24 protein-coding genes are annotated in these 23,697 nt (G+C 54.6%); 3 read left to right on the top strand and 21 right to left on the bottom strand.

Features of this window, described 5'->3' with window-relative positions; genetic code table 11:
• Nucleotides 1–118 precede the first annotated feature (118 nt).
• The 18 genes from RTK01_RS05220 to RTK01_RS05135 form a co-directional block, all read right to left on the bottom strand.
• The gene (locus RTK01_RS05220) at nucleotides 119–328 is read right to left on the bottom strand and encodes a DUF1858 domain-containing protein (RefSeq protein ID WP_293009464.1); all 210 of its coding nucleotides are present in this window, start codon (nucleotides 326–328) and stop codon (nucleotides 119–121) included.
• Between the two features lie 252 nt (nucleotides 329–580).
• The gene (locus RTK01_RS05215) at nucleotides 581–862 is read right to left on the bottom strand and encodes a zinc-ribbon domain containing protein (RefSeq protein ID WP_293009465.1); all 282 of its coding nucleotides are present in this window, start codon (nucleotides 860–862) and stop codon (nucleotides 581–583) included.
• Between the two features lie 38 nt (nucleotides 863–900).
• Entirely contained in the window at nucleotides 901–1,542 is a 642-nt protein-coding gene (locus RTK01_RS05210; protein ID WP_312279955.1) for a sigma-70 family RNA polymerase sigma factor, read from the bottom strand.
• A 99-nt stretch (nucleotides 1,543–1,641) separates the two neighbouring features.
• Nucleotides 1,642–2,997: a phosphoglucosamine mutase gene (gene glmM, locus RTK01_RS05205; protein WP_312279954.1), complete on the bottom strand. Its 1,356-nt coding sequence runs from the start codon at nucleotides 2,995–2,997 to the stop codon at nucleotides 1,642–1,644.
• A 26-nt stretch (nucleotides 2,998–3,023) separates the two neighbouring features.
• Nucleotides 3,024–4,076: a Holliday junction branch migration DNA helicase RuvB gene (ruvB, locus tag RTK01_RS05200; protein WP_312279953.1), complete on the bottom strand. Its 1,053-nt coding sequence runs from the start codon at nucleotides 4,074–4,076 to the stop codon at nucleotides 3,024–3,026.
• A gap of 50 nt (nucleotides 4,077–4,126) precedes the next feature.
• On the bottom strand, nucleotides 4,127–4,459 hold the full coding sequence (locus tag RTK01_RS05195) for a DUF6054 family protein (protein ID WP_312279952.1): 333 nt from the start codon (nucleotides 4,457–4,459) through the stop codon (nucleotides 4,127–4,129).
• A gap of 162 nt (nucleotides 4,460–4,621) precedes the next feature.
• Nucleotides 4,622–5,227, bottom strand: coding sequence for a Holliday junction branch migration protein RuvA (ruvA, locus tag RTK01_RS05190; RefSeq protein ID WP_312279951.1), 606 nt, complete (start codon nucleotides 5,225–5,227; stop codon nucleotides 4,622–4,624).
• 53 nt (nucleotides 5,228–5,280) lie between these two features.
• Nucleotides 5,281–5,790 carry a crossover junction endodeoxyribonuclease RuvC gene (gene ruvC, locus RTK01_RS05185; RefSeq protein WP_312279950.1) on the bottom strand — a complete coding sequence of 170 codons (510 nt, stop codon included), beginning with the start codon at nucleotides 5,788–5,790 and terminating at the stop codon, nucleotides 5,281–5,283.
• Nucleotides 5,791–5,897: 107 nt separating this feature from the next.
• A complete protein-coding gene (locus RTK01_RS05180) occupies nucleotides 5,898–7,301 on the bottom strand; it encodes a DUF4179 domain-containing protein (RefSeq protein ID WP_312279949.1) in 1,404 nt (467 codons plus the stop codon).
• Nucleotides 7,298–7,768 carry a sigma-70 family RNA polymerase sigma factor gene (locus tag RTK01_RS05175; protein ID WP_312279948.1) on the bottom strand — a complete coding sequence of 157 codons (471 nt, stop codon included), beginning with the start codon at nucleotides 7,766–7,768 and terminating at the stop codon, nucleotides 7,298–7,300. The genes RTK01_RS05180 and RTK01_RS05175 overlap by 4 nt, the downstream gene beginning before the upstream one ends.
• A 132-nt stretch (nucleotides 7,769–7,900) precedes the next feature.
• On the bottom strand, nucleotides 7,901–8,788 hold the full coding sequence (xerD, locus tag RTK01_RS05170) for a site-specific tyrosine recombinase XerD (protein WP_312279947.1): 888 nt from the start codon (nucleotides 8,786–8,788) through the stop codon (nucleotides 7,901–7,903).
• A 69-nt stretch (nucleotides 8,789–8,857) separates the two neighbouring features.
• On the bottom strand, nucleotides 8,858–9,493 hold the full coding sequence (locus tag RTK01_RS05165; RefSeq protein WP_312279969.1) for a stage II sporulation protein M: 636 nt from the start codon (nucleotides 9,491–9,493) through the stop codon (nucleotides 8,858–8,860).
• A gap of 365 nt (nucleotides 9,494–9,858) precedes the next feature.
• Entirely contained in the window at nucleotides 9,859–10,296 is a 438-nt protein-coding gene (locus RTK01_RS05160; protein WP_312279946.1) for a hypothetical protein, read from the bottom strand.
• A 90-nt stretch (nucleotides 10,297–10,386) separates the two neighbouring features.
• Nucleotides 10,387–10,788 (bottom strand): preprotein translocase subunit YajC, encoded by a 402-nt coding sequence (gene yajC, locus RTK01_RS05155; RefSeq protein ID WP_312279945.1) that lies wholly within the window; start codon nucleotides 10,786–10,788, stop codon nucleotides 10,387–10,389.
• An 80-nt stretch (nucleotides 10,789–10,868) separates the two neighbouring features.
• The gene (gene tgt, locus RTK01_RS05150; RefSeq protein ID WP_312279944.1) at nucleotides 10,869–12,002 is read right to left on the bottom strand and encodes a tRNA guanosine(34) transglycosylase Tgt; all 1,134 of its coding nucleotides are present in this window, start codon (nucleotides 12,000–12,002) and stop codon (nucleotides 10,869–10,871) included.
• 469 nt (nucleotides 12,003–12,471) lie between these two features.
• Entirely contained in the window at nucleotides 12,472–14,571 is a 2,100-nt protein-coding gene (locus RTK01_RS05145; protein WP_312279943.1) for a CotH kinase family protein, read from the bottom strand.
• Nucleotides 14,572–14,582: 11 nt separating this feature from the next.
• Nucleotides 14,583–15,254 carry a DUF4956 domain-containing protein gene (locus tag RTK01_RS05140; protein ID WP_312279942.1) on the bottom strand — a complete coding sequence of 224 codons (672 nt, stop codon included), beginning with the start codon at nucleotides 15,252–15,254 and terminating at the stop codon, nucleotides 14,583–14,585.
• Between the two features lie 41 nt (nucleotides 15,255–15,295).
• On the bottom strand, nucleotides 15,296–15,970 hold the full coding sequence (locus tag RTK01_RS05135) for a polyphosphate polymerase domain-containing protein (protein WP_312279941.1): 675 nt from the start codon (nucleotides 15,968–15,970) through the stop codon (nucleotides 15,296–15,298).
• A 126-nt stretch (nucleotides 15,971–16,096) separates the two neighbouring features.
• Between RTK01_RS05135 and RTK01_RS05130 the strand changes: the two genes are divergently transcribed.
• Both RTK01_RS05130 and RTK01_RS05125 read left to right on the top strand, forming a co-directional pair.
• Nucleotides 16,097–16,771 (top strand): response regulator transcription factor, encoded by a 675-nt coding sequence (locus RTK01_RS05130; protein ID WP_397352365.1) that lies wholly within the window; start codon nucleotides 16,097–16,099, stop codon nucleotides 16,769–16,771.
• Entirely contained in the window at nucleotides 16,768–18,006 is a 1,239-nt protein-coding gene (locus RTK01_RS05125; RefSeq protein ID WP_312279939.1) for a HAMP domain-containing sensor histidine kinase, read from the top strand. Before RTK01_RS05130 ends, RTK01_RS05125 begins: the two co-directional genes overlap by 4 nt.
• Nucleotides 18,007–18,185: 179 nt before the next feature.
• On the opposite strand, the gene queA is transcribed toward RTK01_RS05125, so the two are convergent.
• Both queA and RTK01_RS05115 read right to left on the bottom strand, forming a co-directional pair.
• A complete protein-coding gene (queA, locus tag RTK01_RS05120; RefSeq protein WP_312279938.1) occupies nucleotides 18,186–19,211 on the bottom strand; it encodes a tRNA preQ1(34) S-adenosylmethionine ribosyltransferase-isomerase QueA in 1,026 nt (341 codons plus the stop codon).
• 118 nt (nucleotides 19,212–19,329) lie between these two features.
• A complete protein-coding gene (locus tag RTK01_RS05115) occupies nucleotides 19,330–20,880 on the bottom strand; it encodes a SpoIID/LytB domain-containing protein (RefSeq protein ID WP_312279937.1) in 1,551 nt (516 codons plus the stop codon).
• Between the two features lie 189 nt (nucleotides 20,881–21,069).
• Here RTK01_RS05115 and asd point away from each other — a divergent pair, with 189 nt between their 5' ends.
• Nucleotides 21,070–22,161: an aspartate-semialdehyde dehydrogenase gene (asd, locus tag RTK01_RS05110; protein ID WP_312279936.1), complete on the top strand. Its 1,092-nt coding sequence runs from the start codon at nucleotides 21,070–21,072 to the stop codon at nucleotides 22,159–22,161.
• 74 nt (nucleotides 22,162–22,235) lie between these two features.
• Here asd and RTK01_RS05105 read toward each other — a convergent pair whose 3' ends face one another.
• A complete protein-coding gene (locus tag RTK01_RS05105) occupies nucleotides 22,236–23,693 on the bottom strand; it encodes an ABC-F family ATP-binding cassette domain-containing protein (protein ID WP_397352363.1) in 1,458 nt (485 codons plus the stop codon).
• Nucleotides 23,694–23,697: the final 4 nt, after the last annotated feature.

Below are 23,697 nucleotides of genomic sequence, written 5' to 3'. Positions count from 1 at the left end.
GTCTCCTTCTGGCCCGCTGCAAGCGGGAAATTTCCTGCCGTCGCCCGGCAACCGCTGACAAACGGAACGCATACGGATTTCCCGTATGCGTTCTGTCAGATTCTTCCTCGGAAAAGCTTTATTCCGCAGCCTTGTTGGCTTCCTCGTTGACCAGTGTCAACAGCTTGTCAACGTCCACGCCGTGGACCATGCAAGCCTCTTCCACGGTTTCGCCGCGAGAAGAAGGGCAGCCCAAGCAGTGCATTCCAATGGAAAAGAAAATCGGCGCGGTCTGAGGAGCCACGTCCAGAATATCACCAATGATGGTGTCCTTTGTAATTTCAACCATAAATTTGCCTCCAAAAGTTCAGTTTATCGGAGCAAAGCTCCGTTCGCTTTTTAGTATTATACCCCGTTTTCTCTCTGATTTCAAGAGAAATTCGGGGAAAATTTCATGCAAAAAGGCAAAACCTACCCTTTTTGCGCTAAATTTAAAAAAAATTGGCTTTGCAGTCCTGTTTCGTCTCTCGAAGATACGTCGCACCTTGAAAAAAGCCAAAAAAGGAACGCCCTTTCGGACGTTCCTCTGAGATGACTTTCGTTATCTCTGCTCCTCGCGCATCTTGGCGAAGCACTCGCTGCAATACACAGGACGGTCGGACTTGGGCTCGAAGGGAACGCGAGCCTCTCCACCGCAGGATGCGCAAACAGCGGCGAAGTACTCCCGGGGACCGCGGGAAGCGGTCTTGCGGGCATCACGGCAGCCCTTGCAGCGCTGGGGCTCGTTCTGGAAGCCGCGCTCGGCATAAAACTCCTGCTCACCGGCGGTGAACACGAACTCCTGGCCACACTCTTTGCACACTAAAGTCTTGTCTTCGTACATGATTTTACCCTCTCTTTGAAAAGAAAAATATATTGCGCTCAGCTCTTGCTGAAATCGCCGGAAAGAAGTTGCCGTGCCACCTTACGACGGATCCGCTGCACAGCGTTGTCCACGGATTTAGGGGATTTGCCCACGGTTTCGGCAATTTCCCGACAAGATAAACCGTCTAAATAATACCCCAAAATCTTCGCTTCAAACTCGGACAATTGTTTCCGAACACCAAACAAGAGACTGCTCGTGTGCTCCCTGTCGATCAGAAAATCTTCAGGGCTGCGCTGCGTCAGATCCCGGGTACCAAGGGTGTAGGAGTCGCGATCAAAGAAGGGTGTATCAAGGGAAACCGACTGGTTCAGGGGGATGTGCGTGCCGCGGGGGGCGGCGCGCAGAGCTGAAAGCAGACGATTGCGGACACAGGTTTCGGTAAAGGTGCGAAAAGAGGCGTCCCTTTCTCCGTCGTATTCCCGGACGGCCTTCATCAGTCCGATCATCCCCTCCTGCAGCAAATCCTCGCTGTCGCCCCCGATCAAAAAGAACGGACGGGCACAGGAGCGAACCAGACGGGTGTATTTGGATACCAGACGCTCCTCCGCCCCGCGATTCCCGCGGGCGGCACGAACACACAGCTCCTCATCCGAAAGGCCGTCTGCACAGAATGAATTAGACTCTTCGCACTTGCACATACGTTATTATACCTTTTGAACACAAATTTTGTCAAGAGAAATATAAAATTCGTTAAAATTTCTTTTGAAAATTCTGGTAATTCCGCTCTGCGGCATCTTTCAGATTTCAAGGGTTTTCACAAAACTCGCAAGTTTTTCGGCCGTTTTGTGCGCCTTTTCGATGGTTTTTGCCTCCACCATGACACGAATCAGCGCTTCTGTTCCGGAGGGTCGCACCAGAATACGGCCCTCGCCGTCCATGGCCTTCTCAGCCGCCTCCACGGCGCTTTGCAGTGCGGACGAGGTCATAATCGCCTCCTTCACGCCCTGCTGATGGTCCACGGGCACGTTGATCAGCTCCTGAGGATACGTCGGACAGACGGACACCAGCTCCGAAGCCTTCTTGCCGGAAGTCTTTAAAACCTGCAAAAATTGAAGCGCGGTGACCTGACCGTCTCCGGTGGTTTCAAGGTCTGTGAAAATGGTGTGGCCGGACTGTTCGCCGCCGATGCGGAAGTCGTTTCGAAGCATTTCTTCCAGTACGTTCCGGTCCCCTACATCGGTGCAAACCAGCTCCAGCCCGCCCGTGCGACAGAACTCGTGGAGGCCCAGATTGCTCATCACAGTGGCAACCAGCGCGTTTCCGTTGAGCTTTCCTCTGCGCTTCATGTCTGCGGCGCACACGGCCATCACCTTATCGCCGTCGATAGGCCCGCCGGTTTCGTCCACCAGAAGGCAGCGGTCCGCATCTCCGTCAAAGGCCACGCCTATGTCGTACTTTCCTTTTACCACCGCAGCCGCCAAATCCTCCAGATATGTGGAGCCGCAGCGGCTGTTGATGTTCAAGCCGTCGGGCTGGGTGTGGATGAAATCCGTGTGGGCCTTGAACCGACCGAACAGCTCCGGCGCGGTGGCGCTGGCTGCGCCGTTGGCGCAGTCCGCAAGAATGCGCAGCCCCGCAAGGTCGCTCTCCACCGTAGCCGCCACAAAATCTATGTAATCCCGCTTTAGCTGGCGCATTCCGTGGTGGCGGCGTCCAATTTCGTCACGGGTGCGGGACTTGATACGCGCATCGGACAGAATCTTCTCCTCCACCCGCAGTTCCACCTCGTCGGACAGCTTGTAGCCCTGGGCGTTGAACACCTTGATGCCGTTATGCTCATAGGGGTTATGAGACGCGGAAACCACGATGCCCGCGTCGCCCCGCTCCCGCACTGTCAGATACGCCACAGCGGGGGTGGGAATGGTCCCCAGCGGCTTCACGTCGCCGCCCACATCGCAAATTCCCGCCATCAGGGCGGATTCCAGCATATCTGATGAAACGCGGGTATCTTTACCGATCAAAACCACCGGGCGGCGGCCCAAATCCTCCGTCAGCACAGCGGCAACGGCCTGACCCACGCGAAACGCCTCCTGCGCCGTAAGAGTTTCTCCCACTACGCCGCGGATACCGTCGGTTCCAAAGAGTTTGCCCATATTACATACCTCGTTCTATTCAAAAATCAAAGGGAAAGCTGCTCGGGCTGCTCCGTCCCGCCCGGAACGCTCAGACCTAGATGGGAATACGCCCGGTGGGTCACGCAGCGGCCCCGGGGCGTGCGGGTGAGAAAGCCCAACTGCATCAGATACGGCTCGTAAACGTCTTCCAGCGTCACGGACTCCTCCCCGATGGTGGCGGCCAGCGTCTCCAGACCCACCGGGCCTCCGCCATAGTTCTCAACAATGGACGAAAGCATCCGCCGGTCCACGGAATCAAGGCCCAGATAGTCCACCTCCAACGCGTTTAATGCGTGATCCGCAACCGCCTTGGTAATGACCCCATCAGCCTTTACCTGCGCGAAATCCCGCACCCGGCGGAGCATCCGGTTGGCAATCCGGGGCGTTCCCCGGCTGCGCTTGGCAATCTCAAACGCGCCTGCGTCCTCAATGGGGACATTTAAAATTCCCGCGCTGCGTGTGACAATCAGGGCCAATTCCTCCGAAGAATACAGTTCCAGCCGCAGCGTCACGCCGAAGCGGTCCCGCAAAGGCGCGGAGAGCTGGCCCGCCCGGGTGGTGGCCCCAATCAGGGTAAACCGGGGCAGGTCGAGACGGATGGAGTTTGCGGAAGGGCCTTTGCCCACGATAATGTCCAGCGCATAGTCCTCCATGGCTGGGTACAAAATTTCCTCCACCGCCCGGTTCAACCGGTGAATTTCATCCACAAACAGGATGTCGTTCTCCGAAAGATTCGTCAAAAGTGCCGCCAGATCTCCCGGCTTTTCAATGGCGGGACCGGAGGTAATGCGGATGTTGACCCCCATTTCCCCCGCGATGATTCCTGCCAGCGTGGTCTTGCCAAGTCCGGGAGGGCCATGAAGCAGCACATGGTCCAGTGGCTCCGTCCGCTGCTTGGCGGCGGTGATGAACACGCTCAGATTCTCCTTGGCCTTTTCCTGCCCTATGTAGTCCCGCAGCGCCCGGGGGCGCAGGGAAATCTCGCCGCCATCCTCTTCAAGAAAGGTTTTGGCGACGATGGGCTCTTCGTAAATGTCGCTTCCAAAGTCAATGCTCAACTGCTTACATCCCCCAAATCAGACGCTTTTCTCTGTATGGTATTTTTCCTTTACAGAGATTCCGCTATATCACGTACGGTGTCCAGAAACGCTTCCTCGCCCAAGGTGTTGAGCTTGAAAAACATGGCCTGACTTCCCCCTGAGGTAATCACGGTGAGGAACAAATCTGTTCCGTACCCCATCAGGGTCAGATTCAGGCTGACTCTGTTTCCCCCAGCGTAGCTATACCGCTCGTAAACCCGCACGGCACAGCGCACATCGGCAGCGGCATAGTCGCTGCCGTCCTCGTAGGTGGCGGAGGCGCTGCCATTTAAAATCCCGGCGTGCAGGACATTCAGCGAGCTGTCAAACTCCCCCTGAAATCGACGCTCGTATTTTGCCATAGCCGTTCTCCTTTCCTGTATAGCAGCTGCGTACAGCCGTGCTTTTCTTCAAAGCGCGGATTGTATCGCGCCGCTTCAATTCCTTTTCCTCTTTATTCTCCGAAAGCAAACTTTCCGACACTTCAACCTTCAGGCATCTCACGTACACCCAAAGCTTCCCATCTACCGTGCCATTTTTTTCAGGCAGGCCCGGATAATTTCCTCCAGCGGAAGACTTTGTGTGTCAACGCCCTTCAGCGCCTCAGCCGTTTCCGCCGTGGAATAGCCCAGCACGCCCAAAGCGGCGGCGGCTTCCATGGTTTTATTGGTTAGATCAGCGCTGACGGCGCCGCCCCCCATGCCCAGAGCAAAGCCGTTGGCGGCGCTCTCTTTACTCATTTTATCTTTCAATTCCAGAATAATGCGCTGGGCAATCTTTTTCCCGATACCGGGAGCCGCCGTCAGGGCCTTTTCGTCTCCGGTAATCACCGACATGGCCAGTGTCTCCGGGGTGGAAACGGACAGAATCGCCAGCGCGGCCTTGGGTCCCACACCGGACACTCCGATAAGCAGCTTAAAGCTGCCAAGCTCCGCAGGGCTCCCAAAGCCGTACAGCCCAAAGGCGTTCTCCGCCACGTGAAAATGAGTGTACAGCTTGGCCTTCTCTCCTTTTTTCAGCCCAGCCAGCGTGTGCCCCGTGGTGGCGCAGGCATAGCCCACACCGCCACAGTCGATCACCGCCAGATTGGGCTGTACCTCGGCAACAATGCCGTTTAGATAGTAAAACACAGGATTCCTCCCATTCTTCGTTCAAATGCAGGCTGCGTCCTGCGCCCTGTCGATCAAATCGTCTCCTTTACACCGCTCATCCGCGGAAGCCGTGAAGTAAAACTCCTTGCGTGGCAAAGGGACAGCGCCAGCGCGTCCGCCGCATCGTCGGGGCGGGGAATGGATTTCAGGTTCAAAAGCCGACGGGTCATGTCCATCACCTGACGTTTCTCTGCTTTGCCATACCCCACTACCGCCATTTTCACCTGCGAGGGCGTGTATTCGTATAGCGGTATGCCGCATTTCTCAGCAGACAGCAAAATGACGCCCCGTCCGTGGGCCACAGCAATGCCGGTAGTAATGTTGTTGTTGAAGAACAGTTCCTCTATCGCAATAACTTCTGGCTTCAGTTTGTTGATTAAAGCCTCCATATCTCCGGAAATCTGATAAAGCCGCCGGGAAAGAGGCAGACCCGCAGGTGTGGTGACGGTGCCGTAGGTCACCATGCGCGCACTGCCCCGGTCCGCTTCCACCAGCCCGAAGCCGATGGTAGCCACGCCGGGGTCAATTCCCAAAATCCGCATAGCGCCCCCCTTTCGCACAATCAAGGTCATTATAGCAAATCACAGCGGGATGCGCAACATGAAAAAAGGAACGCCTGTTTCAAGGCGTTCCTTTTATGGGCTGTCTTTTATCTTATGGGAACCTTCACAGGAACGGAAAGGTCCGTCACCCGAGTAAAGACCGGCTTGAGCCAGACCTCGGAACCGGCAGCCGCAGGCAGTGGAACCGTTTCGTAAAAAATGCCGGATGTGCTGCCGTCCAGATATTCGTCGGTATCCGGGTCATGATAGGTGTGGGAAGAGCCGGAGGAGGAAAAGGATTGCTCCTCTCCATTTTTATCCAGATATCCGTTCCAAAGGCTGTACATATTGTTTTCCCGATATTGCCTTGCCTGGAACGTCAGCAGATTTCCGCTGTCAAGCCGCTGAATCCCGGCAAGCTCTGCACCGTCCGGCAGGAGGCCGTGCTCTCCCGTAGCCACATTCATCCAAATGCTCTCCCGATCCTTATCCAGCCAGCGCACCTGCGTAATATAAAGTGTTAATTCTTTACTCTCGCTGAAATACGTGGAGTCCATCCAATACGTCACTGTGGACGGCGAGGCTTCGTCTCCGCTGGCGGTAAGCCCGTTACGTGTCGGGTCAAACCGCTCTCCCCGCTCGTTTTCCACGTAAAATTCCAGACCCTTCAGCCACGCGCTATTTTCCGGAACATAGCCGAAGTCCAGCCGCAGGTGGGTGGGATAAATCTCCGCACACTTTAGCGCTAGCATCTGTCCGTCAATTTGGAAGGCCCGATTCACCTCCACGATCTCACCTTGGGCAGTGAACCGGGGATCAAGGGAGAGGTCAAAGGTAAACGCCGCCAAAACGTCCGGGTTGCGGGCATGAGGGCTGAAATATGCTTCCGCGATAGACTCTTCATTGGCCTTTGGCTCCGCCTCGTCATTCTCAGAGGTGTTCTGATAGACGTTCAGAAGCAGGGCCAGGTGCTCCGGTACATCCTGCTCTACGAAATTCACCGTCATCTGACGCAATTCCCCGTTGGGTGTGCCGTATGACCCGCTGGAGCTGCCGTATCCTCCTTTGTTGTCGGGCAACTTTATGCTGGCATCCGCCTCCAGCGCTTCGTATCGGTCAGAATCCAGAGAGTAAAAAATCTCCAATTGCTTCTGGTCCACAATCAGGTATTCCACCCGAGCGATGATTCCGTCCTTGCTCTGCTCCTGTCCCACAGGCTGCACGTAATCATGCTCTACGGCGGCAGAGAGAGACGGCGACCACGATACCGCCTTCGCCAGCTCCCGCAGCACCGGCATATCGCCGCAGGCCCGGGCAAAGGGCGGAAACAGGTTCACCAGCAGCATGAAGCCCAAGAAGCACGCTACAAGGCTCCCGGCGGGAACGCCGAAAAGGCGAACGCGCCTGCGAGCTTTGCCGTTTCGCTGCAAGGCCCTCGTTACCGTATATTCAAGCTGCGGCGGCTCCGCAATTGAAGATCGCAGCGCCGCGTATTCTTCATTTCGATTCATGGTTCTCCCTCCTCCAGTTCCAGTCTCAGCAACGCCAGCGCCCTGTGCTGGCGGGTAACCACGGTTCCCTGCGGGATGCTTAATGCCCGTGCGGTCTCCGCCAGCGTTAAATCCCCAAAGTAGCGCAGCGCAATTATCTGCCGTAACTCCTGCGGAAGACGGGCAACCGCCTCCCGCAAAGGCAGCGCGTCGTAGTCAAAGCCCTCTCCCGCCTCCGGCAAATATTCATCCGAGCGCAGACGCTTCAGCCGTCGCAGCTCCCGTCCGCACTCGTTGATAAGAATGCGGGTAAGCCACGTTTCAAAATAGTCCGGCTCACGAAGCTGGTGGAGGTGCCGAAGCGCCTGATACACCGCTTCGTCCACGGCCTCCAGTGCCGCCGCCTCGCCCCCCAGATACGCAAAGGCCGTGCGATATAGCCGCGCCCGTATGGCCTCCGTTCTCCGAACAAATTCTTCCCGGTCCACCCGATCCCCCCTCTCTAACCATTAGAGCATTCATCCGCCCGTTTTGATTTGCCCCAACGGTAATTTTTTTTAAAAAATAAGGAGCCGGCACGGGAAAGCTCCCGCACCGGCCCCGGCTAGCTCCTGTTCGATTCACGCCTTGGGATGGGCCTTGTTGTACACATCCTTGAGCTGATTTTTCACCACATGGGTGTAAATCTGGGTGGAAGAAATGTCTGCATGGCCCAGCATCTCCTGAATGGAGCGCAGATCCGCCCCATTTTCCAACAGGTGGACGGCAAAAGAGTGACGCAGGGTGTGGGGCGTGATGTCCTTTTGAATCCCCGCCTTGTCCTGATAATACTTGATAATTTTCCAAAAGCCCTGACGGCTCATACGCTCACCGTTCATATTCACGAACAGAGCTCGCTCGTCCATATCCGCAATAATTTCCGGGCGGACGCTCAGCTCATAATCCCGCAGGGCCTTTACCGCCGCGGGGTACAGCGGAATAATGCGCTCCCGTCCCCGGCTGGCGCAGCGCAGAAAGCCCGCCGACAAATTCAGATCGTCCACATCCAGCGCGATCAGCTCGCTGACGCGGATGCCGGTGGCGTACAGCAGCTCCAGCATGGCGTGATCCCGGAAGCCCTTGGTGTCCATACAGCGGGGCTGCTCCAAAAACAGTTCCACTTCCTTGCTGGTGAGAATTTCGGGATACCGCCGCTCCGCCTTTGCAGCCGTCAGTCCCCGTGCGGGGCTGGCCGTCATGGAGCCGGAGGAAACCATAAAGCTGTAAAAAGACTTGACAGCGGCCAGAAACCGCGTTACGGAGGCGGCGGATTTGCCCTTTGTATGCATCCAGTCCATATAGCGCTGAACCATCTCCGGCGCGGCGCGGCGCAGCTCGCTGCCCTCCTCCACATGGAGAAACTCCTGAAATTGGGTCACGTCCCGCAAATAAGCGGACACCGTATTGACGGAGGAACCTTTCTCCGCGGTCAGATATTTTTCATAAAGCTTGAGGTAGTCCGCCGCCACAGTAAAAGTCCCCCTCTCCCGACGCCGCTTGGAATAATCCTTTTTCGGCACGGTTTTTTTAATTTTATGTCACCGAAGAATCATTCCCAAAACCCAGTTTAAAAGCCATGGGGTCACCAACAGCTCCGTCAGAACCCCGGCGGACAAAACCGCGCTCACCACCGCAAACCGAAGCCACCATGCCTTGTCATAAACCGGGGGTGAGGGCCTTCCGCCCTTTTCAAGAGACAGCGCTGCCAGCGCCACGGATTTTTCCAGCGCCGGGACCGCCACCGCAAAATAACACGGAAGCGTGATCAGACACCGCAGGCCAAACACTGCCAGCGCCAAAAGCACGCCGCCGGGGCCGAAAGCCGCTGTAAGACAACACACGGAAAACGAAAGAAAAAAGCCGTATGCCCCTGTGACCACCGGAAGCAGCGCAGCGCCCACCGAGGCAAAGCCCAGCAAAAACGCCAGCAACGGATAGCGAAAATAGACCGCCAGCGCGGAAAGAACCGTCCTACCTGTTGGCTCCGGCGGGGTGCTCAGTGAAAAATAGCCGTTTAAATACGCTGTCAGCTCTCTGGCTGTTTCCGCACTTACGCGGGCAGAAAGAACCTGTCCCAAAAACAGGCCCGCAAGAAAACAAGCGGCTAACAGCGACAAGCGGAGCCACGGACCGCGTCCGCTCCGCATCAGGCGGCGACCGCCCACCGACCCCACAAACAAAGCGCCTCACCTCACGCAAATCTATGCGGTAGGCGGACAGGTTAGAAGTCGGTTAACGTAAATATTGTCCTTACTAATATATTGCTTTTTTTCACGAACCGCAAGGGCTTTTCAGGAATCCTCTGTTTTTTGTAAACTATGACAAAATGTTATGTAAACAATGTTATGTAAACTTTATAAACTGAACGTTTATAATATTCCTTTCACCGGCGCAAACGTCAAGATGTGGGGTCCGCCCATGGGCGGACCCCACTACATCTGTGTCGACATACTATCCCGCTTTTCAGAGTCTTAATAAGGCTGGCTTTGGAAAAATCTGAAAGAATCCCAAAATTTTGGTGAAAATCACAAGGGCTATGCTAGCCCCTCTTCCCCACCTTTATCCGGCGGCCGGGCGCGGAGCGGGATTGTTTTTTCTTTTTGCCCCGTTTTCGACCCAGCATCGGTGCCAGCAAGCCCCCTGCCATCGCCGCTGCCAGCAAAATAAAGCTTCCTCCGGACCAGACTAAGTCGTCGCAAAGCAGCGCTCCGCCCAAGGTCAGCGCAGCCGCAAAAATTGCCGCGGACCCCAGCGCGGCCCACAAAGGTCCCACCTCTGTGCGGCGAATGGACAGTGTCCCGCCAGCATAGGATGCCAGCACTCCGCTTGCCACCTGAAAACGGAACGCCATCTCCTCCGGTATGATCCCCTCCAGAGTCAGCAGCGCCAGCAGACATTGAAACATGATGTAAAGTCCTAGGGACAGCGCCGCCCCCTCCAAAAATCCTGCCCATCCGGGCATTTTTCGTTTGGCCATAAAAAGCCCTCCCCCGTCATATGCTCTTTGCCAGCATATGACGGGGGAGGTTTGTTTATGAGGGGTAGTCCCGGTTTTGCCCCAGCGGTTTTACACCTCGGGGTCCCAAGACTTCTTTTCGCCGTCTCCGGCAGGCTGCTCAATCTCGGCAGACTGCTCCTCTGCGGCGGGAGCGGCAGGCTCTTCGGCAGACTTGCTCTCCTGCTTCTGCTTGGTCTTGGGGTCGGTAGAGGTCTGCACGCCAGTGGTGGATACGGCCCACTTGGTAATTTCCACGCGGACGCGATCCTCACTGGTTTCAATAATAATCGTGTCCTCGTTCACCTGCACGATGGAACCCACGATTCCGCCGATGGTGGTGAGCTTGTCACCCTTTTTCAGACTGTCGCGCAACTGCTGGGCAGACTTTTTCCGCTTGTTTTCCGGACGGATGATCATGAAGTAGAACACGCCGATCAGAACTACCAGCATCATGATTGTTGTAGGATCCATAGGGCAAATACTCCTTTGTGTTATCAGAATGAATTTATTATATCCAAAGCAGCCAAAATTTGCAAGCCCTTTTTCAGGGCTTACACCCGCTGCTCCAGTTTACCGCTGTATTTCTCCCGGAATGCGTCAAACGTCCCGGCATCCAGCGCGTCCCGGATTTTGCGCATCAACTCGTTATAGAACCAGAGATTGTGCAGCACGGACAGTCGCAGGGCCAGCACCTCGTCCGCCTTAAACAAATGGCGCAGATATGCTCTGGAAAAGCTGCGGCAGCAGGGACAACCACAGCTCTCGCCCACCGGGGCGGAGTCCGTCTCGTACTTCCGATTCATGATGTTCACCGTCCCCTCCCAGGTGAACAGCTTTCCGTGCCGCCCGTTGCGGGAGGGCATCACGCAGTCAAAAAAGTCCACGCCTCGGGCCACGGCTTCGATGATGTTACTGGGGGTACCCACACCCATGAGATACCGTGGCTTTTCCTTGGGCATGTGGGGTTCCACCGCGTCGATGACTTCGTACATCACCTCCGCAGGCTCCCCAACCGCAAGGCCGCCGATGGCGTACCCGTCGCAGTTGAGCTTTGCAATTTCCTCCATATGCCACACCCGCAGGTCCGCAAACGTGGCCCCCTGATTGATCCCGAAGAGCATTTGTTTGGGATTCACTGTGTCCGGCAGCGTGTTGAGCCGCTCATGCTCTGCAATACACCGCTCCAGCCACCGCGCCGTCCGTTTGCAGGATGCCTCGGCATATTCGTGTGTGGCGGGATTCTCCACGCATTCGTCAAACGCCATGGCAATGTCGCTTCCAAGATTGGACTGAATTTGCATGGACTCCTCAGGCCCCATGAAAACCCGATGCCCGTCAATGTGGGAGGCAAAGGTCACGCCTTCCTCTCGGATTTTCCGCAGAGATGCCAGAGAAAACACCTGAAACCCGCCGGAATCCGTGAGAATAGGGCCGTCCCAGCCCATAAACCTGTGCAGCCCACCCATCTCCCGCACAACTTTGTCGCTAGGCCGCAGATGCAGGTGATAGGTATTAGAAAGCTCGATCTGGCAACCAATTTCCTTGAGGTCCAAGGCGCTGACGCCGCCTTTGATGGCCCCCTGCGTGCCCACATTCATAAACACCGGGGTCTGGACCTCGCCGCCATGGGCGCAGGAAAACACGCCGCGCCGCGCCCGGCCCTGATACGCAATCACTTTAAACATGAATGGCTCCTAATTCCTGAAATATTAAGCAGCAAAGCCCCACCCGGTAAAACCGTAAGACTGCCCCTCTTGTATATGCAATGCATACGCATGTATATCCAATGCATATGCAGAATTGGGTATGCATTCAGTCCACCGCCGGATGAATATGACCTCCCATGCGTTGAAAACTTTGCACGGAGACAGCTTGAAATGCCGGACTGCAAGCCCAAATTCTCATCTTGCTGATTATACACGGAAGCGCAAAACATTGCAAGTACAGCGTCAATTCTCCGCCTACAAAAGCACTTTTGCCGAAAAAGATTTATTTTGGATTTGCTTTGCACGGCAGTTTATTCCGCATCGGGTCATTCTTTTACCGTCAGGGCAATTTTATCGCATCACCGAGAGCAAAAAAGTGCCGCATCCTTTTTCGGAAAAAGAAGGATGCGGCGCTTTCAAATTATTTTTCCTGTCCGGGAAAAGAAAGTCAGCGATTAACCCGGAACCGACGGGCGACAACAATGCCCACCACCAAAAGCAAAACGGCTGCCGCCAGATAATAATATATCTGAATTGACGTGGCGGTAGTTTCCTGTTGGCTTCCGATGCCCTGCGGGCGATTTTCGGAAGGACCTTCCTCCTGCCCTCCGCCCCCGGGAGGGAAGCCCTGCCCGAAGGTCTGCGTATCTTCCTGCGTGGCACTATCCTGTGAAGCATTTGCTCCGGATTCCGACGAAGCGTTTTGATTCTGAGACTGTCCGCCATTTTCCGTGCCTCCGGGAGGAGCAGTTTGCATTCTCTCCTTTTCCCCGCTCTCCGTATTGCCGGGAACTGGGGGCGCTTCATCAGATTGGCCGTTCGCCTGTCTATCTGTCTGCGCATTGGTCTGCTGACCGCCCGGACGGGAATTTTCTCCGCCGCCCATGGAACCCGCATTGGAGCCCATGCTCTTAATATCGATCGCGGAAGCGTCCACAAAGCTTGAGCTGTCCGCCGTTTGATTCTCACTGGTGGAGGGGATGATTCCGTCAAGTTGACCCTGTACGCTCTGGGCTCGCAGCAGGCAGAAGCTTTTGAGCATTGCCGAGGCTTCGGTAAATTCCTCATAGGTGCAAAATGCGGTAGGGGCCTTTTCAACATATGGGGAAATCAGTGCAATGGCGCTGTCAATCATTTGCTCAAACTCACCGCTGTCAAAATAGCTGGAAATGAATTCTCCAAAAAGCTGATGGTAAAGCTCCAAATAGGTTTCATTTTCAAGTAGTTTTCCCAAAAGAGGACGCTCCTCCAGCGTGGTGCCGGAAACCGGGGTGTCAATCGGAAAATTCACAAGCGCCGTGGTGGAGGTCGTTCCGCTTTGGGAATTTCCACCTCCCGAAAAAGCGCCAAAGGCGAGGTTATAGTCCCAGGCAATCATGGAAAGCATTCCGTCTTTTTCGTAGAGATAATAGTTGTGCATCATGCTTCCGGTATAGCTGTCAAAATTCAGCACGAAGTTATGTACGACGAAATATCGCAAAACTTCTTCAATATTGACAATTTCCTCAAGGTCTTCTCCTGTCGAAAGCTGCTTGAGGGTGGAGATCAACCGGTCCTTATCGCTATCGGTGATATCGAAAACGGCATTGCCAAAAATATTGGAATAGCTGTCGTAGTCGTCGTCCGAGTAGACAAGCGCCACATCAGTACTTTCACCACCTATGCCGCCGCCGCCCGGACCGCCTTGATTTTCGGTGGAGCGCGCCGCACGTTTGCTGTTATCCCCAGTGTCCTGATTCGCCGCCGTGTTTTGTTCCGCGTCTTCATCCGCGGCTTGCCCGGTCTGCTGCTTTGCGCCCGTATCCGCGGTTTGCCCGTTCTGTTGCTCCGCGTTTTCATCGGCAGTTTGCCGGAATTGCTGGCGGTCGTTTTCTTCGGACATTTCGCCGGTCTTATCATTGTCCTCATTGCCACCGCCCATCATATTCATGCTGTCGGGCTTATAAATCCGCCCGGAATCCGAGCCATAGTTTCGGCTGGCATAGGCATCTTCAATTCCCTCCACAGCCAGATACAGGCCCCAGTCCTCCCCGTTGACGGTGATATAAATGAAGCTGCACAGGGGAGAATCCGCGTCAAACGCATTCATCATCTGATAGCTGACATAATCCTTCAAATAAGTGTTGTCCTGCACAATGTTATTGAGGGCCAGCTTGTCCAGCCCGTAATAGGTTTGGCCCGTCTGGTAATGGTCAAACTCAATTTTAAAGCTGTATCGGTCGGAATCCGAGCTTACAATGCTGGAAAGAGAGGAGTTTCCCTTGGTGCGCAGGCCGATGTTTTTCACCGAATTACCGTCCAGCACAATGCTGGCGGCAATATATTCTTTATCTGAGGCGTTGTCCAGCATCTCCTGCCAGTCGTCTTCCTCCACTGCTATATCCAGCGTGTGGACGCAGTCGGTGGAGAAGAGCGATTCCACATAGGGCATTTTCGTCTGCGCCACCGACAGTCCGAAGGATTCGCCAAATACAAACAGAATGGTTGTCAGTAGCATGGCCGCAACAATCGCTATACAGATCGGCGTCGTGTACTTATGCCTTAACATGGACGCCCCTCCTATCCCATATACTCCCCATTATAGCTGACCAGCACGATATTCTGCACGCCGGGCAGCTCACTCAGCGTATTGACAAATGCGGTATCATCCGATTTGAGACGAATCTCATAGTTCAGTTCAACGCCTTTTTGACTAACGGTTTTGCTCTTGATTACGCTCTTTTTGACAAAGCCATTCAACTGCCGGGCCGCATTTTGTTCGCTTTCGGTATCCAGACAGGAAAGCACGACAATATAGGGCGTATCCACAGAGCTGCGGTTTACAAAGACCAACAGAATGATGCCGATGAACAAGCTGCCGAATACAGCGAGAGGAATCATGCCCGCCGCAAGAACAATTCCCGAAGCGATGGACCAGAAAAGGAACACGATATCCAGCGGCTCCTTAATTGCCGTGCGAAAGCGGACGATGGAAAGCGCGCCCACCATGCCGAGGGAAAGCACAACGTTGCTGGTAACTGCCAGAATGACAAGGGTTGTAACCATGCTCAATGCAATGAGAGAAACGCCAAAGCTGGCGGAATACATCACGCCTTTAAAGGTTTTCTTATAGATAAGAAAGATGAACACACCAATGCCAAAGGCAAGACCCAGGGCCAGCACCATATCCAAAAGAGAGATGCTGGTTACGTTCTCCAGAAAGCTTGATTTAAAAATATCGTCAAAGGTCATGAAAATAATCTCCTTTATTGTTTAATTTTCTTGTTGATGACCTATCCGTAGGTGCGGCACAAAGCGTATTTGGAGCAGGCCGATGCTTTTCGGTTCCCCAATTGCAGCAGGTCTGCGATAAAGCCCGGAATAAACTCGTCATATTTGACCTCCAGAATCACAAGCTCATCCCCCGCTGGAAGCGTCGGAATATTCTCGCCCAAAAAGTCCTTGGAGCGCAGTCCGGTGCGTATATCCCGGTCAAAGGTGATGCGGACGTTGCCCGCCCGATAGGTGAATGGCTCCCGGGTATAGTCCACAATGGTTTTCGGCTGTAAGAGCTGTCCGTTCATTTTACTGTAAAGCTCAGCCACCAAAGGGCGCTCCTGCTGGACCATCCAGTCCCAGTCGCCTTGCAGCAGCATGATTGTCTCTTCCTTTGAAAGGCGGCTGGACTCCTTGTAGGAAAGTCCGTTTACTTTGCTTTTCTTCTCCAGCTTGATAAACTCCGTATCGTCGTTATAGCGGCGCAGTCGAAATTTTTCCCTGCGGTTGATGCCGTTCAGCTTTTCAAGCAACGCTTTATCCCCCGGCGTGTCAAAATAGAGGCTGTGGATGATATACTCTCCGTTTTCACCCACATTGCGGTCGTGGGGTAAAATGGCCCGCAGCTTGTTGCGCAGAATCATATAGTCCATATAATTGAGACTGTGCTTAAATTCGTGTCGCGGTTTCATGGGTAACCTCCTTGCAATTTGGTATGCGCAAAGAATAACCCTTCTGCCTTGAAGCTACATTGAGATCTGATTCAAGATTTTTTCAAGCATTTCTGTTATAATGAAAGCCATAAGGAGGGATATATGATGAATGTATTGATTATCGAGGACGAGCCCCAGCTCTCCGATGTGCTGGTCGCTTTGATGAAGCAGGATAAATACGCCGTGGACGCGGTTTACGACGGCGTCTCTGGCGAGGAATACGCCATGACCGGCATTTACGACGTCATTATATTGGATATCATGCTTCCCAAAAAGAATGGTCTGGAGGTTTTGCGCGCCCTGCGCGAACAGAACAACTCCACCCCGGTGCTGCTGCTGACAGCCAAGTCCGAGATAGAGGATAAAATAGAGGGTCTGGATATCGGGGCGGACGATTATCTCACAAAGCCCTTTGCCTCCGGAGAGCTTTTGGCCCGCCTGCGGGCGATTTCCCGCAGAAAGGGCGAATTTACCGGCGACGAGCTGGCCTGCGGGGACACACGGCTGAGCAAGCGCAGCTATGAGCTGAGCTATAAGGGCAACTCCGTCAAGCTGGGGCAGAAGGAATATCAGATTGTGGAAATGCTTATGCAGAATCACCGCCAGATTATCCCCAAGGAGCGGTTTATCGAAAAAATTTGGGGCTATGAGAGCGACGCGGAATACAATGCCATTGAGGTGTATGTTTCCTTCATCCGCAAGAAGCTGGCTGTCATCGGCTCGCCCTTGCAGATTAAAGCGGTGCGGGGCGTGGGATATATCATGGAGGAAACGGAATGATTAAGCGGCTGCAAATTAAGTTTGTCTGCATTATGATGGGCGTTCTGTTTCTGGTTTTTACAGTGCTGGTGGCAACACTGAATATTTTTGTGTATATGAGCAACGCCGAGCAGACGGACAACATTTTGCGGATGGTGGCCGAGCAGGACGGAATGGAGTTTCTGCTTCCTCCCGGCCGGACGGAAGAGGACGCGCATCAGGAGCCTTTAATCCCTCCACGCTTTGACTCTCAGTCCATGCGGGCGGCACGTCTGTTTTTTGTCAAGCTGGACAAGCAGGATCAGGTTTTGCAGGTACAGCACGATATGATGTTCGGCTTTACACAGGAGGAGGCAGTCTCTTATTCGGAAGCGGTATTGCTGAGCGGAAAAGAGAGAGGCTCTTACGACGATTATCAATATCTGGTGGCAGAAAAGGATTATGGCAAAATCGTCGTGTTTGTGGAGAACAGCCGGGAGCTGAAAATACTGGATGAGCTCATTTTTATCTCCATGATCGTCACGGCGGTGACCTGTGTGCTGTTGCTTGGATTTTCCGTGCTTTTATCCAAATGGGTGGTCAAGCCCGTAAAAGCAACCTTTGCAAAGCAGCGCCAGTTTGTCTCCGACGCCAGCCACGAGCTGAAAACGCCCCTGACCATTATTTCGGCGAATGTGGATGTGCTGGAGAATGAAATCGGAGAAAATATCCGGCTTCAGCAAATTCGGGATCAGGCGGACCGAATGACCCGGCTGGTTCACGATCTGCTTGCCCTGGCCAGAGCTGACGAAGGCGCCAATCAACTGGTGGCAACCGAATTTGATTTAAGCCGGGCGGTGCTGAGCACCCTTCTGGCCTTTGAAAGTCAGGCCTTTGAGGATGGGAAAAGTCTGGATTTCAACGTGGCGGAGGGACTTCGGTACACCGGCGGAGAGCCGCAAATCAAGCAACTTGTTGCCATCCTAATGGACAACGCCATTAAGCACTCCGGAAAAGGGGATGAAATAAAAGTAACGCTGCGCCGGGAGAACGAAAAAAGTATTTTAGCGATTTACAACACCGGTGATGGAATTCCCGAGCAGGAAAAGGATCGGATTTTCGAGCGGTTTTACCGCAGCGACGCGTCTCGCTCCACCAAGACCGGGGGATACGGTCTTGGCCTCGCCATTGCCAAATCACTGGTAGAGCTTCATAAGGGAAAGATCTCCGTGTCAGGGAAAGAGGGCGCATGGACATGCTTTACCGTGACGCTTTAGCGCGTGATTTAGCCCTTTCCCAAAATCAACCGCGAACCGCCGGCGGAGGAAATACGACTGGAAATGGGCAGCGGATTTTTATAACAGGCAGGTAAGTTTTAAAATCGGAAAAATTACAGAAAAAGTCCCAGAGAGCCTTGTATCAGGACTCTCCGGGACTTTTTTTGTAGCGGCAGTCTTCAATAAATTAACATCGCGTCGCCAAAGCTGAAAAACCGATATCGCTCCCGCACGGCTTCCTCGTAAGCCGCCAGAATGTGCTCCCGTCCCGCCAAAGCGGAAACCAGCATCACCAGCGTGGACTCCGGCAAATGAAAATTCGTAATCAGCGCGTCCGTCACCTTGAAGCGGTAGCCGGGATAAATGTAGATGCCGGTCCAGCCGGAGCGTGGCTCCATGGTCCCATCCTCGTTGGCCCAGGATTCCACGGTGCGGCAGGAAGTAGTGCCCACGCAAACTATCCTCCCCCCGTTGGCGCGGGTGCGATTGATCAGGTCCGCCACCTCACGGGAGATGGTACAGAATTCCTTGTGCATCTCGTGGTCAAGGATTTCCTCTTCCTTCACAGGGCGGAAGGTGCCAAGGCCCACATGGAGCGTCACATACCCAATCCCCACGCCTTTGGCGGAGATTTTCTCCAGCAATTCTTTTGTGAAATGAAGGCCCGCCGTGGGGGCGGCGGCGCTGCCCAACTCCTTGGAATAGACGGTTTGATACCGCTCCCGGTCCTGCAACTCCTCTTTGATATAAGGCGGCAGGGGCATTTTGCCAAGGCGCTCCAAGACCTCCAGAAAAATCCCCTCATAGTGAAATTTCACAAGGCGGTTTCCACCCTCCACCTCTTCAGTAACCTCCGCCGTCAACTCTCCCTCGCCGAAGGACACCTGCGCGCCGGGGCGCAGTTTTTTCCCGGGGCGGACCAGACATTCCCAAACGCCGTCTCCCCTATCCGTCAGCAGCAGCACCTCGCAGGCGCCGCCACCGGGAAGGCGCTGGCCCAAAAGGCGGGCGGGCAAAACCCGGGAATCGTTTAAAATGAGGCAGTCTTTTTCCGTCAAAAAATCCGGCAGCTCATAAAAATGATGGTGCTCCCAAGCGCCCGTATGTTTGTCCAGCGTCAGCAGACGGGATGCGTCCCGTTTTTCAATGGGCGTCTGGGCAATCAGCTCCTGAGGCAGGTCATAGTAAAAATCGCTGGTCTTCATCTGTACTTCTCCATGGGTCCGCGTGCCTGTACTTTTGAAAAAACTCCGCTAAAGAAGAATTTTTCGATCTAACGCGGCTCTGCCGCGCTTTTGGCGGGCGGCTTGCCAATGTTCCGCATCACTCCACGGTGATGTCCGTATAATAGAAATTCAGGATGTCACGGTAGGAATACCCCTGCTTCGCCATGGCCAGCGCGCCGTATTGGCTCAGCCCCACATTGTGTCCGTTTCCCGTTCCGGTAATCACAAAGCTGCCGGGAGACGCGGAGGATGCGGAAGACGGAACCGCCGCGCCGGAGGTCCCGCTCAGCGCCTGCACGCCCGAGGAGGTGAGGACATAGAGCGCTTTCCCCGTATAAGGGGTCACCGCCCCGCTGCCGGAAACGGTATAAGCTCCGCTGATGGAAGAAAGCGTGCTGCCGGAGCCGTTTACATAGTAGCCCGAGGCAGAATTCATTCCGCTGTCGTCCCCGTTGATGGAAAAGCGCATGCTTTTCACATTCTTACTATAGGTAGTGCTGTAAAACGCCATGCGGCAGGTTTCGCCCTTCACCGTCAGGCTCTTTCCCGTTGTATCCACAAAGGTGACCTTGTAAACGTTTCCGGTGGAGGTGCGCTCCGAGACATAGGCGTTTTTCACCGTTCCGATGGAATAGCCGCTGTTTTGCAGTACCCACGTCAGCTCCGAGGGCGTGTAGGTCACGGTATAGCTGTAATTGGGGATGGAGACGGTGGCTTCATAGGGGTCGGCTTTTCCCATCAGGTATCCCACCGTGCCGCCCCAGACGTTTTCAGCGCTCTCGGTGGCGCCGCCGTCGCTGGAGTGATACACCGTTTCGGCAAGCGTCCCCCGGTACCACGCCCGCTGCCCGGTCGTGGAATCCACGGCGGCGTCCGTGTCCCCGCCAGCGGCGTTCACGCCGTTGTACACCTGACAGTCCGTGGTGTTGCACAGATCAAAGCCATAGGTGTTCAGATGCTTGGCGGTCACGGAAGCATAGGTCCGGGCGCACACGGCCTGAGCCTGCAATGCGGCCTCGGGCCAGCCCTTCCCCATTTCATAGGGAAGAACGCCCTTCACATAGTCCTCCAGTGATACCACGTTCACCACATACAGTCCTCCGCCGGTAACTCGCGGATATTCAAAGCCCCCGGCATACCGATAGCCCTTGAACCAGGTGGGCCCACTCACCGGCAAAACGCCGAAATTGTAAATGCCCTGACTGTCAAACTCAAAAAGGACCGCTGAAGAGGACGTGTCCGTCACCGCCACGGCGGTAGACGTGTGCCCGCTGCCGCCGCCGCTCTGGCGGGCGTAATATTGTCCGCTCACATAGGCAGGCCAACCGCCCACACTAGCAGCGGCAGAGGCCGCCTCCGCAAAGGAGCCGTAAGGCCCCGACTGGTCGAAATTTCCAAGGTCCGCCCCCGGCCGCATGGTAATGGCTGTTTGAGCAATGCTCCCAAGAGAAACAAAGTTCCTCCCATCGTCATAATAGCCGAGAGAATACCCCCCGCTCTGAGTGTTTTCTAGGTTGGCGGAGGAGACGGCGGAGCTTCCAAACCGCAGCCCCACCTTCACCGTGCCGTTTACGGCGGCGGAGGCCGACACGGTGCCAAGGGCCAAAAATATGACGAGAATCGACAGAACCCCCAATAGTTTTTTCATACATCCTCCCCATGGCCTTCCCCTTGACGGAACAAGAAAATAGTGCTACCATAATACAAATGTCCGCAACAGGTGAACAGAAGTTTTCACTCGAACGCAATACACTTATATTATAGTACAGGAAAGCCCTACATTCAACAGAAATTCGACGTTCCCCGCCAAATCATATCACATAGGAGGCAAATCTTGATGAAACAGTACAAAGTGGGCGTTGTAGGCTGCACCGGCATGGTGGGCCAGCGCCTCGTCACCCTGCTTGAAAATCACCCTTGGTTCCAGCTTACCGCTGTGGCCGCCAGCGCACGCAGCGCGGGAAAAGCCTACGAGGAGGCCGTGGCCGCCCGCTGGGCCATGGAGGTTGAAATTCCGGAGGAGGCGAAGGCACTGGCCATTCTGGACGCGGAGGCCGACGCGGAAAAGCTTGCCGCCCAAGTGGACTTCATCTTCTGCGCCGTGGATATGAAGAAGGAGGAAATCCGGGCACTGGAGGAGAGATACGCAAAGCTGGAGTGCCCCGTAGTATCCAACAACTCCGCCAATCGCTGGACGGAGGACGTGCCCATGGTGGTGCCGGAGCTGAACGCGGAGCATCTTGCGGTCATTGAGGCCCAGCGCCGCCGCCTTGGTACAAAACGGGGTTTTATCGCCGTGAAGTCCAACTGTTCTATCCAGAGCTATGTTCCCGCGCTCCATCCCCTGTTGAAATACGGCGTGGAGCAGGCTCTGGTTTGCACCTATCAGGCCATTTCCGGCGCAGGAAAAACCTTTGAACGCTGGCCCGAGATGGTGGACAACTGCATTCCCTACATCGGCGGCGAGGAGGAGAAGTCCGAGCAGGAGCCGTTAAAGGTTTGGGGCAAGGTAGAAGATGGAAAAATTGTCACCGCCAGCGCTCCGGTTATCACGGCGCAGTGCTTCCGCGTGGCCTGTCAGGACGGGCATATGGCCGCCGTGTTCATGAAATTTAAGGACGGATGCAAGCCTTCTATTGAGCAGATCAAAGAAGACTGGGCCTCTTTCCGCGGCCCAGCGCAGGAGCTGGAGCTGCCCTCCGCTCCCAAGCAGTTCCTCCACTATTTCGAGGAGGCCGACCGCCCTCAGACCCGGCTGGACCGAAATCTGGAGCACGGCATGGCGATTTCCCTTGGCCGCCTGCGGGAGGACAGCCAGTACGACTACAAGTTCGTGGGACTGAGCCACAACACCCTGCGCGGCGCGGCCGGCGGCGGCGTGCTGCTGGCAGAGCTTCTGTGCAAAAACGGCTATATTACCGCCAGATAACAAATGCTGTAAAGGAAAAACGCCTGCCCACATTTTGTGGGCAGGCGTTTTATTTATTCTGATTCTTCCAAGGCTCAGCGGGCATTTTCCGCCTTTTGCAGCTCGATATAATCGTCATAGGTACACGCCTTGTCAATAATGGTTCCGTCGCTCTGGAATTCGATGATGCGGTTGGCCACGGTCTGGACGAACTCGTGGTCGTGGCTGGCAAACAGTACCACGCCCTTGTATTCAATCAGGCCCTTATTGACCGCGGTGATAGACTCCAAATCCAAGTGGTTGGTGGGCTGATCCAGCACCAGCGCGTTGGAACCGAAGAGCATGATCCGCGACAACATGCACCGCACCTTTTCGCCGCCGGAGAGAACCTTCACAGGCTTAAACACCTCATCCCCGGAGAAGAGCATCCGCCCCAGGAAGGACCGCATGAAGGACTCCGTGGTTTCAGAGGTATACTGACCCAGCCACTCCACCAGATTCAGGTTGCAGTCGTTGAAAAAGGCAGAGTTGTCCAGCGGAAAATAGCTGGTGGAAATGGTGGTGCCCCACTTGAGGCTGCCTGCGTCCGCTTCCATCTCCTCCATAACAATGCGGAAGAGTGTGGTTTTTGCCAGCTCGTTTTCTCCCACAAAGGCGATCTTGTCTCCCTTGTTCACCCGGAAGGACACGTCGTTCAAAATCTTCCGCCCGTCAATGGTCTTGCTCAGACCTTCCACGGTCAATATTTCCTTCCCCGGCTCCCGATCCAGAGCAAAGCCCACAAAGGGATACCGCCGGGAGGAAGCGGGCATCTCATCCACCGTCAGCTTATCTAAAAGCTTTCGGCGAGAGGTGGCCTGCTTGGATTTGGATTTGTTGGCGGAGAAACGCTGGATAAAGAGCTGCAAATCCTTAATTTTGTCCTCGTTTTTCCGGTTCTGGTCCTTCATCATCTTCTGAACCATCTGGCTGGACTCGTACCAGAACTCGTAGTTGCCCACATACATTCTGATTTTGCCGTAGTCCACGTCCACGATGCTGGTACACACGTTGTTCAGGAAATAGCGGTCGTGGCTCACCACGATAATCAGGCCCTCGTAATCCATCAGGAAATTTTCCAGCCATTCAATGGCCTGCAAATCCAAATGGTTGGTAGGTTCGTCCAAAATCAATACATTAGGGCGCTGCCATACAATCAATGCCAATGCCAGACGCGCACGCTCGCCGCCTGAAAAACTCTCACTCGGCGTATCCATACGTTCACCACTAAACCCAAAACTGCCTAGAAATGCGCGCAGTGTGGCTTCACTGATTTTTTTATCCGCAATACGAGACAATTGCAACATTGGGCTGGCTGCACCGTCTAGGGCATCCATTTGATGCTGGGCAAAATAACCGATATTGAGCAGCTCTGAGGCATAACGTGTGCCCCGCAATAGCGCCAAATCACCCACCAGCGATTTGATCAGCGTCGATTTTCCGGCACCATTCATACCCAGTAGACCAATCCGGCTGGTCGGGGTAATTTGTAAATTGACATTGGTCACAATCAATTTA

Source organism: Oscillibacter sp. (assembly GCF_031978065.1).
GTDB lineage: Bacteria > Bacillota > Clostridia > Oscillospirales > Oscillospiraceae > Oscillibacter.
This window is presented reverse-complemented; position numbering and strand designations above follow the sequence as displayed.

Coding starts and splice junctions, on each gene's coding strand:
- yajC (WP_312279945.1), bottom strand. CDS start 10,788: ATGGATCCTACAACAATCATGATGCTGGTAGTTCTGATCGGCGTGTTC.
- glmM (WP_312279954.1), bottom strand. CDS start 2,997: ATGGGCAAACTCTTTGGAACCGACGGTATCCGCGGCGTAGTGGGAGAA.
- queA (WP_312279938.1), bottom strand. CDS start 19,211: ATGAAGACCAGCGATTTTTACTATGACCTGCCTCAGGAGCTGATTGCC.
- RTK01_RS05195 (WP_312279952.1), bottom strand. CDS start 4,459: ATGGCAAAATACGAGCGTCGATTTCAGGGGGAGTTTGACAGCTCGCTG.
- tgt (WP_312279944.1), bottom strand. CDS start 12,002: ATGTTTAAAGTGATTGCGTATCAGGGCCGGGCGCGGCGCGGCGTGTTT.
- RTK01_RS05130 (WP_397352365.1), top strand. CDS start 16,097: ATGAATGTATTGATTATCGAGGACGAGCCCCAGCTCTCCGATGTGCTG.
- RTK01_RS05140 (WP_312279942.1), bottom strand. CDS start 15,254: ATGACCTTTGACGATATTTTTAAATCAAGCTTTCTGGAGAACGTAACC.
- RTK01_RS05215 (WP_293009465.1), bottom strand. CDS start 862: ATGTACGAAGACAAGACTTTAGTGTGCAAAGAGTGTGGCCAGGAGTTC.
- RTK01_RS05160 (WP_312279946.1), bottom strand. CDS start 10,296: ATGGCCAAACGAAAAATGCCCGGATGGGCAGGATTTTTGGAGGGGGCG.
- RTK01_RS05125 (WP_312279939.1), top strand. CDS start 16,768: ATGATTAAGCGGCTGCAAATTAAGTTTGTCTGCATTATGATGGGCGTT.
- RTK01_RS05180 (WP_312279949.1), bottom strand. CDS start 7,301: ATGAATCGAAATGAAGAATACGCGGCGCTGCGATCTTCAATTGCGGAG.
- asd (WP_312279936.1), top strand. CDS start 21,070: ATGAAACAGTACAAAGTGGGCGTTGTAGGCTGCACCGGCATGGTGGGC.
- RTK01_RS05115 (WP_312279937.1), bottom strand. CDS start 20,880: ATGAAAAAACTATTGGGGGTTCTGTCGATTCTCGTCATATTTTTGGCC.
- RTK01_RS05145 (WP_312279943.1), bottom strand. CDS start 14,571: ATGTTAAGGCATAAGTACACGACGCCGATCTGTATAGCGATTGTTGCG.
- RTK01_RS05135 (WP_312279941.1), bottom strand. CDS start 15,970: ATGAAACCGCGACACGAATTTAAGCACAGTCTCAATTATATGGACTAT.
- RTK01_RS05220 (WP_293009464.1), bottom strand. CDS start 328: ATGGTTGAAATTACAAAGGACACCATCATTGGTGATATTCTGGACGTG.
- ruvC (WP_312279950.1), bottom strand. CDS start 5,790: ATGCGGATTTTGGGAATTGACCCCGGCGTGGCTACCATCGGCTTCGGG.
- RTK01_RS05210 (WP_312279955.1), bottom strand. CDS start 1,542: ATGTGCAAGTGCGAAGAGTCTAATTCATTCTGTGCAGACGGCCTTTCG.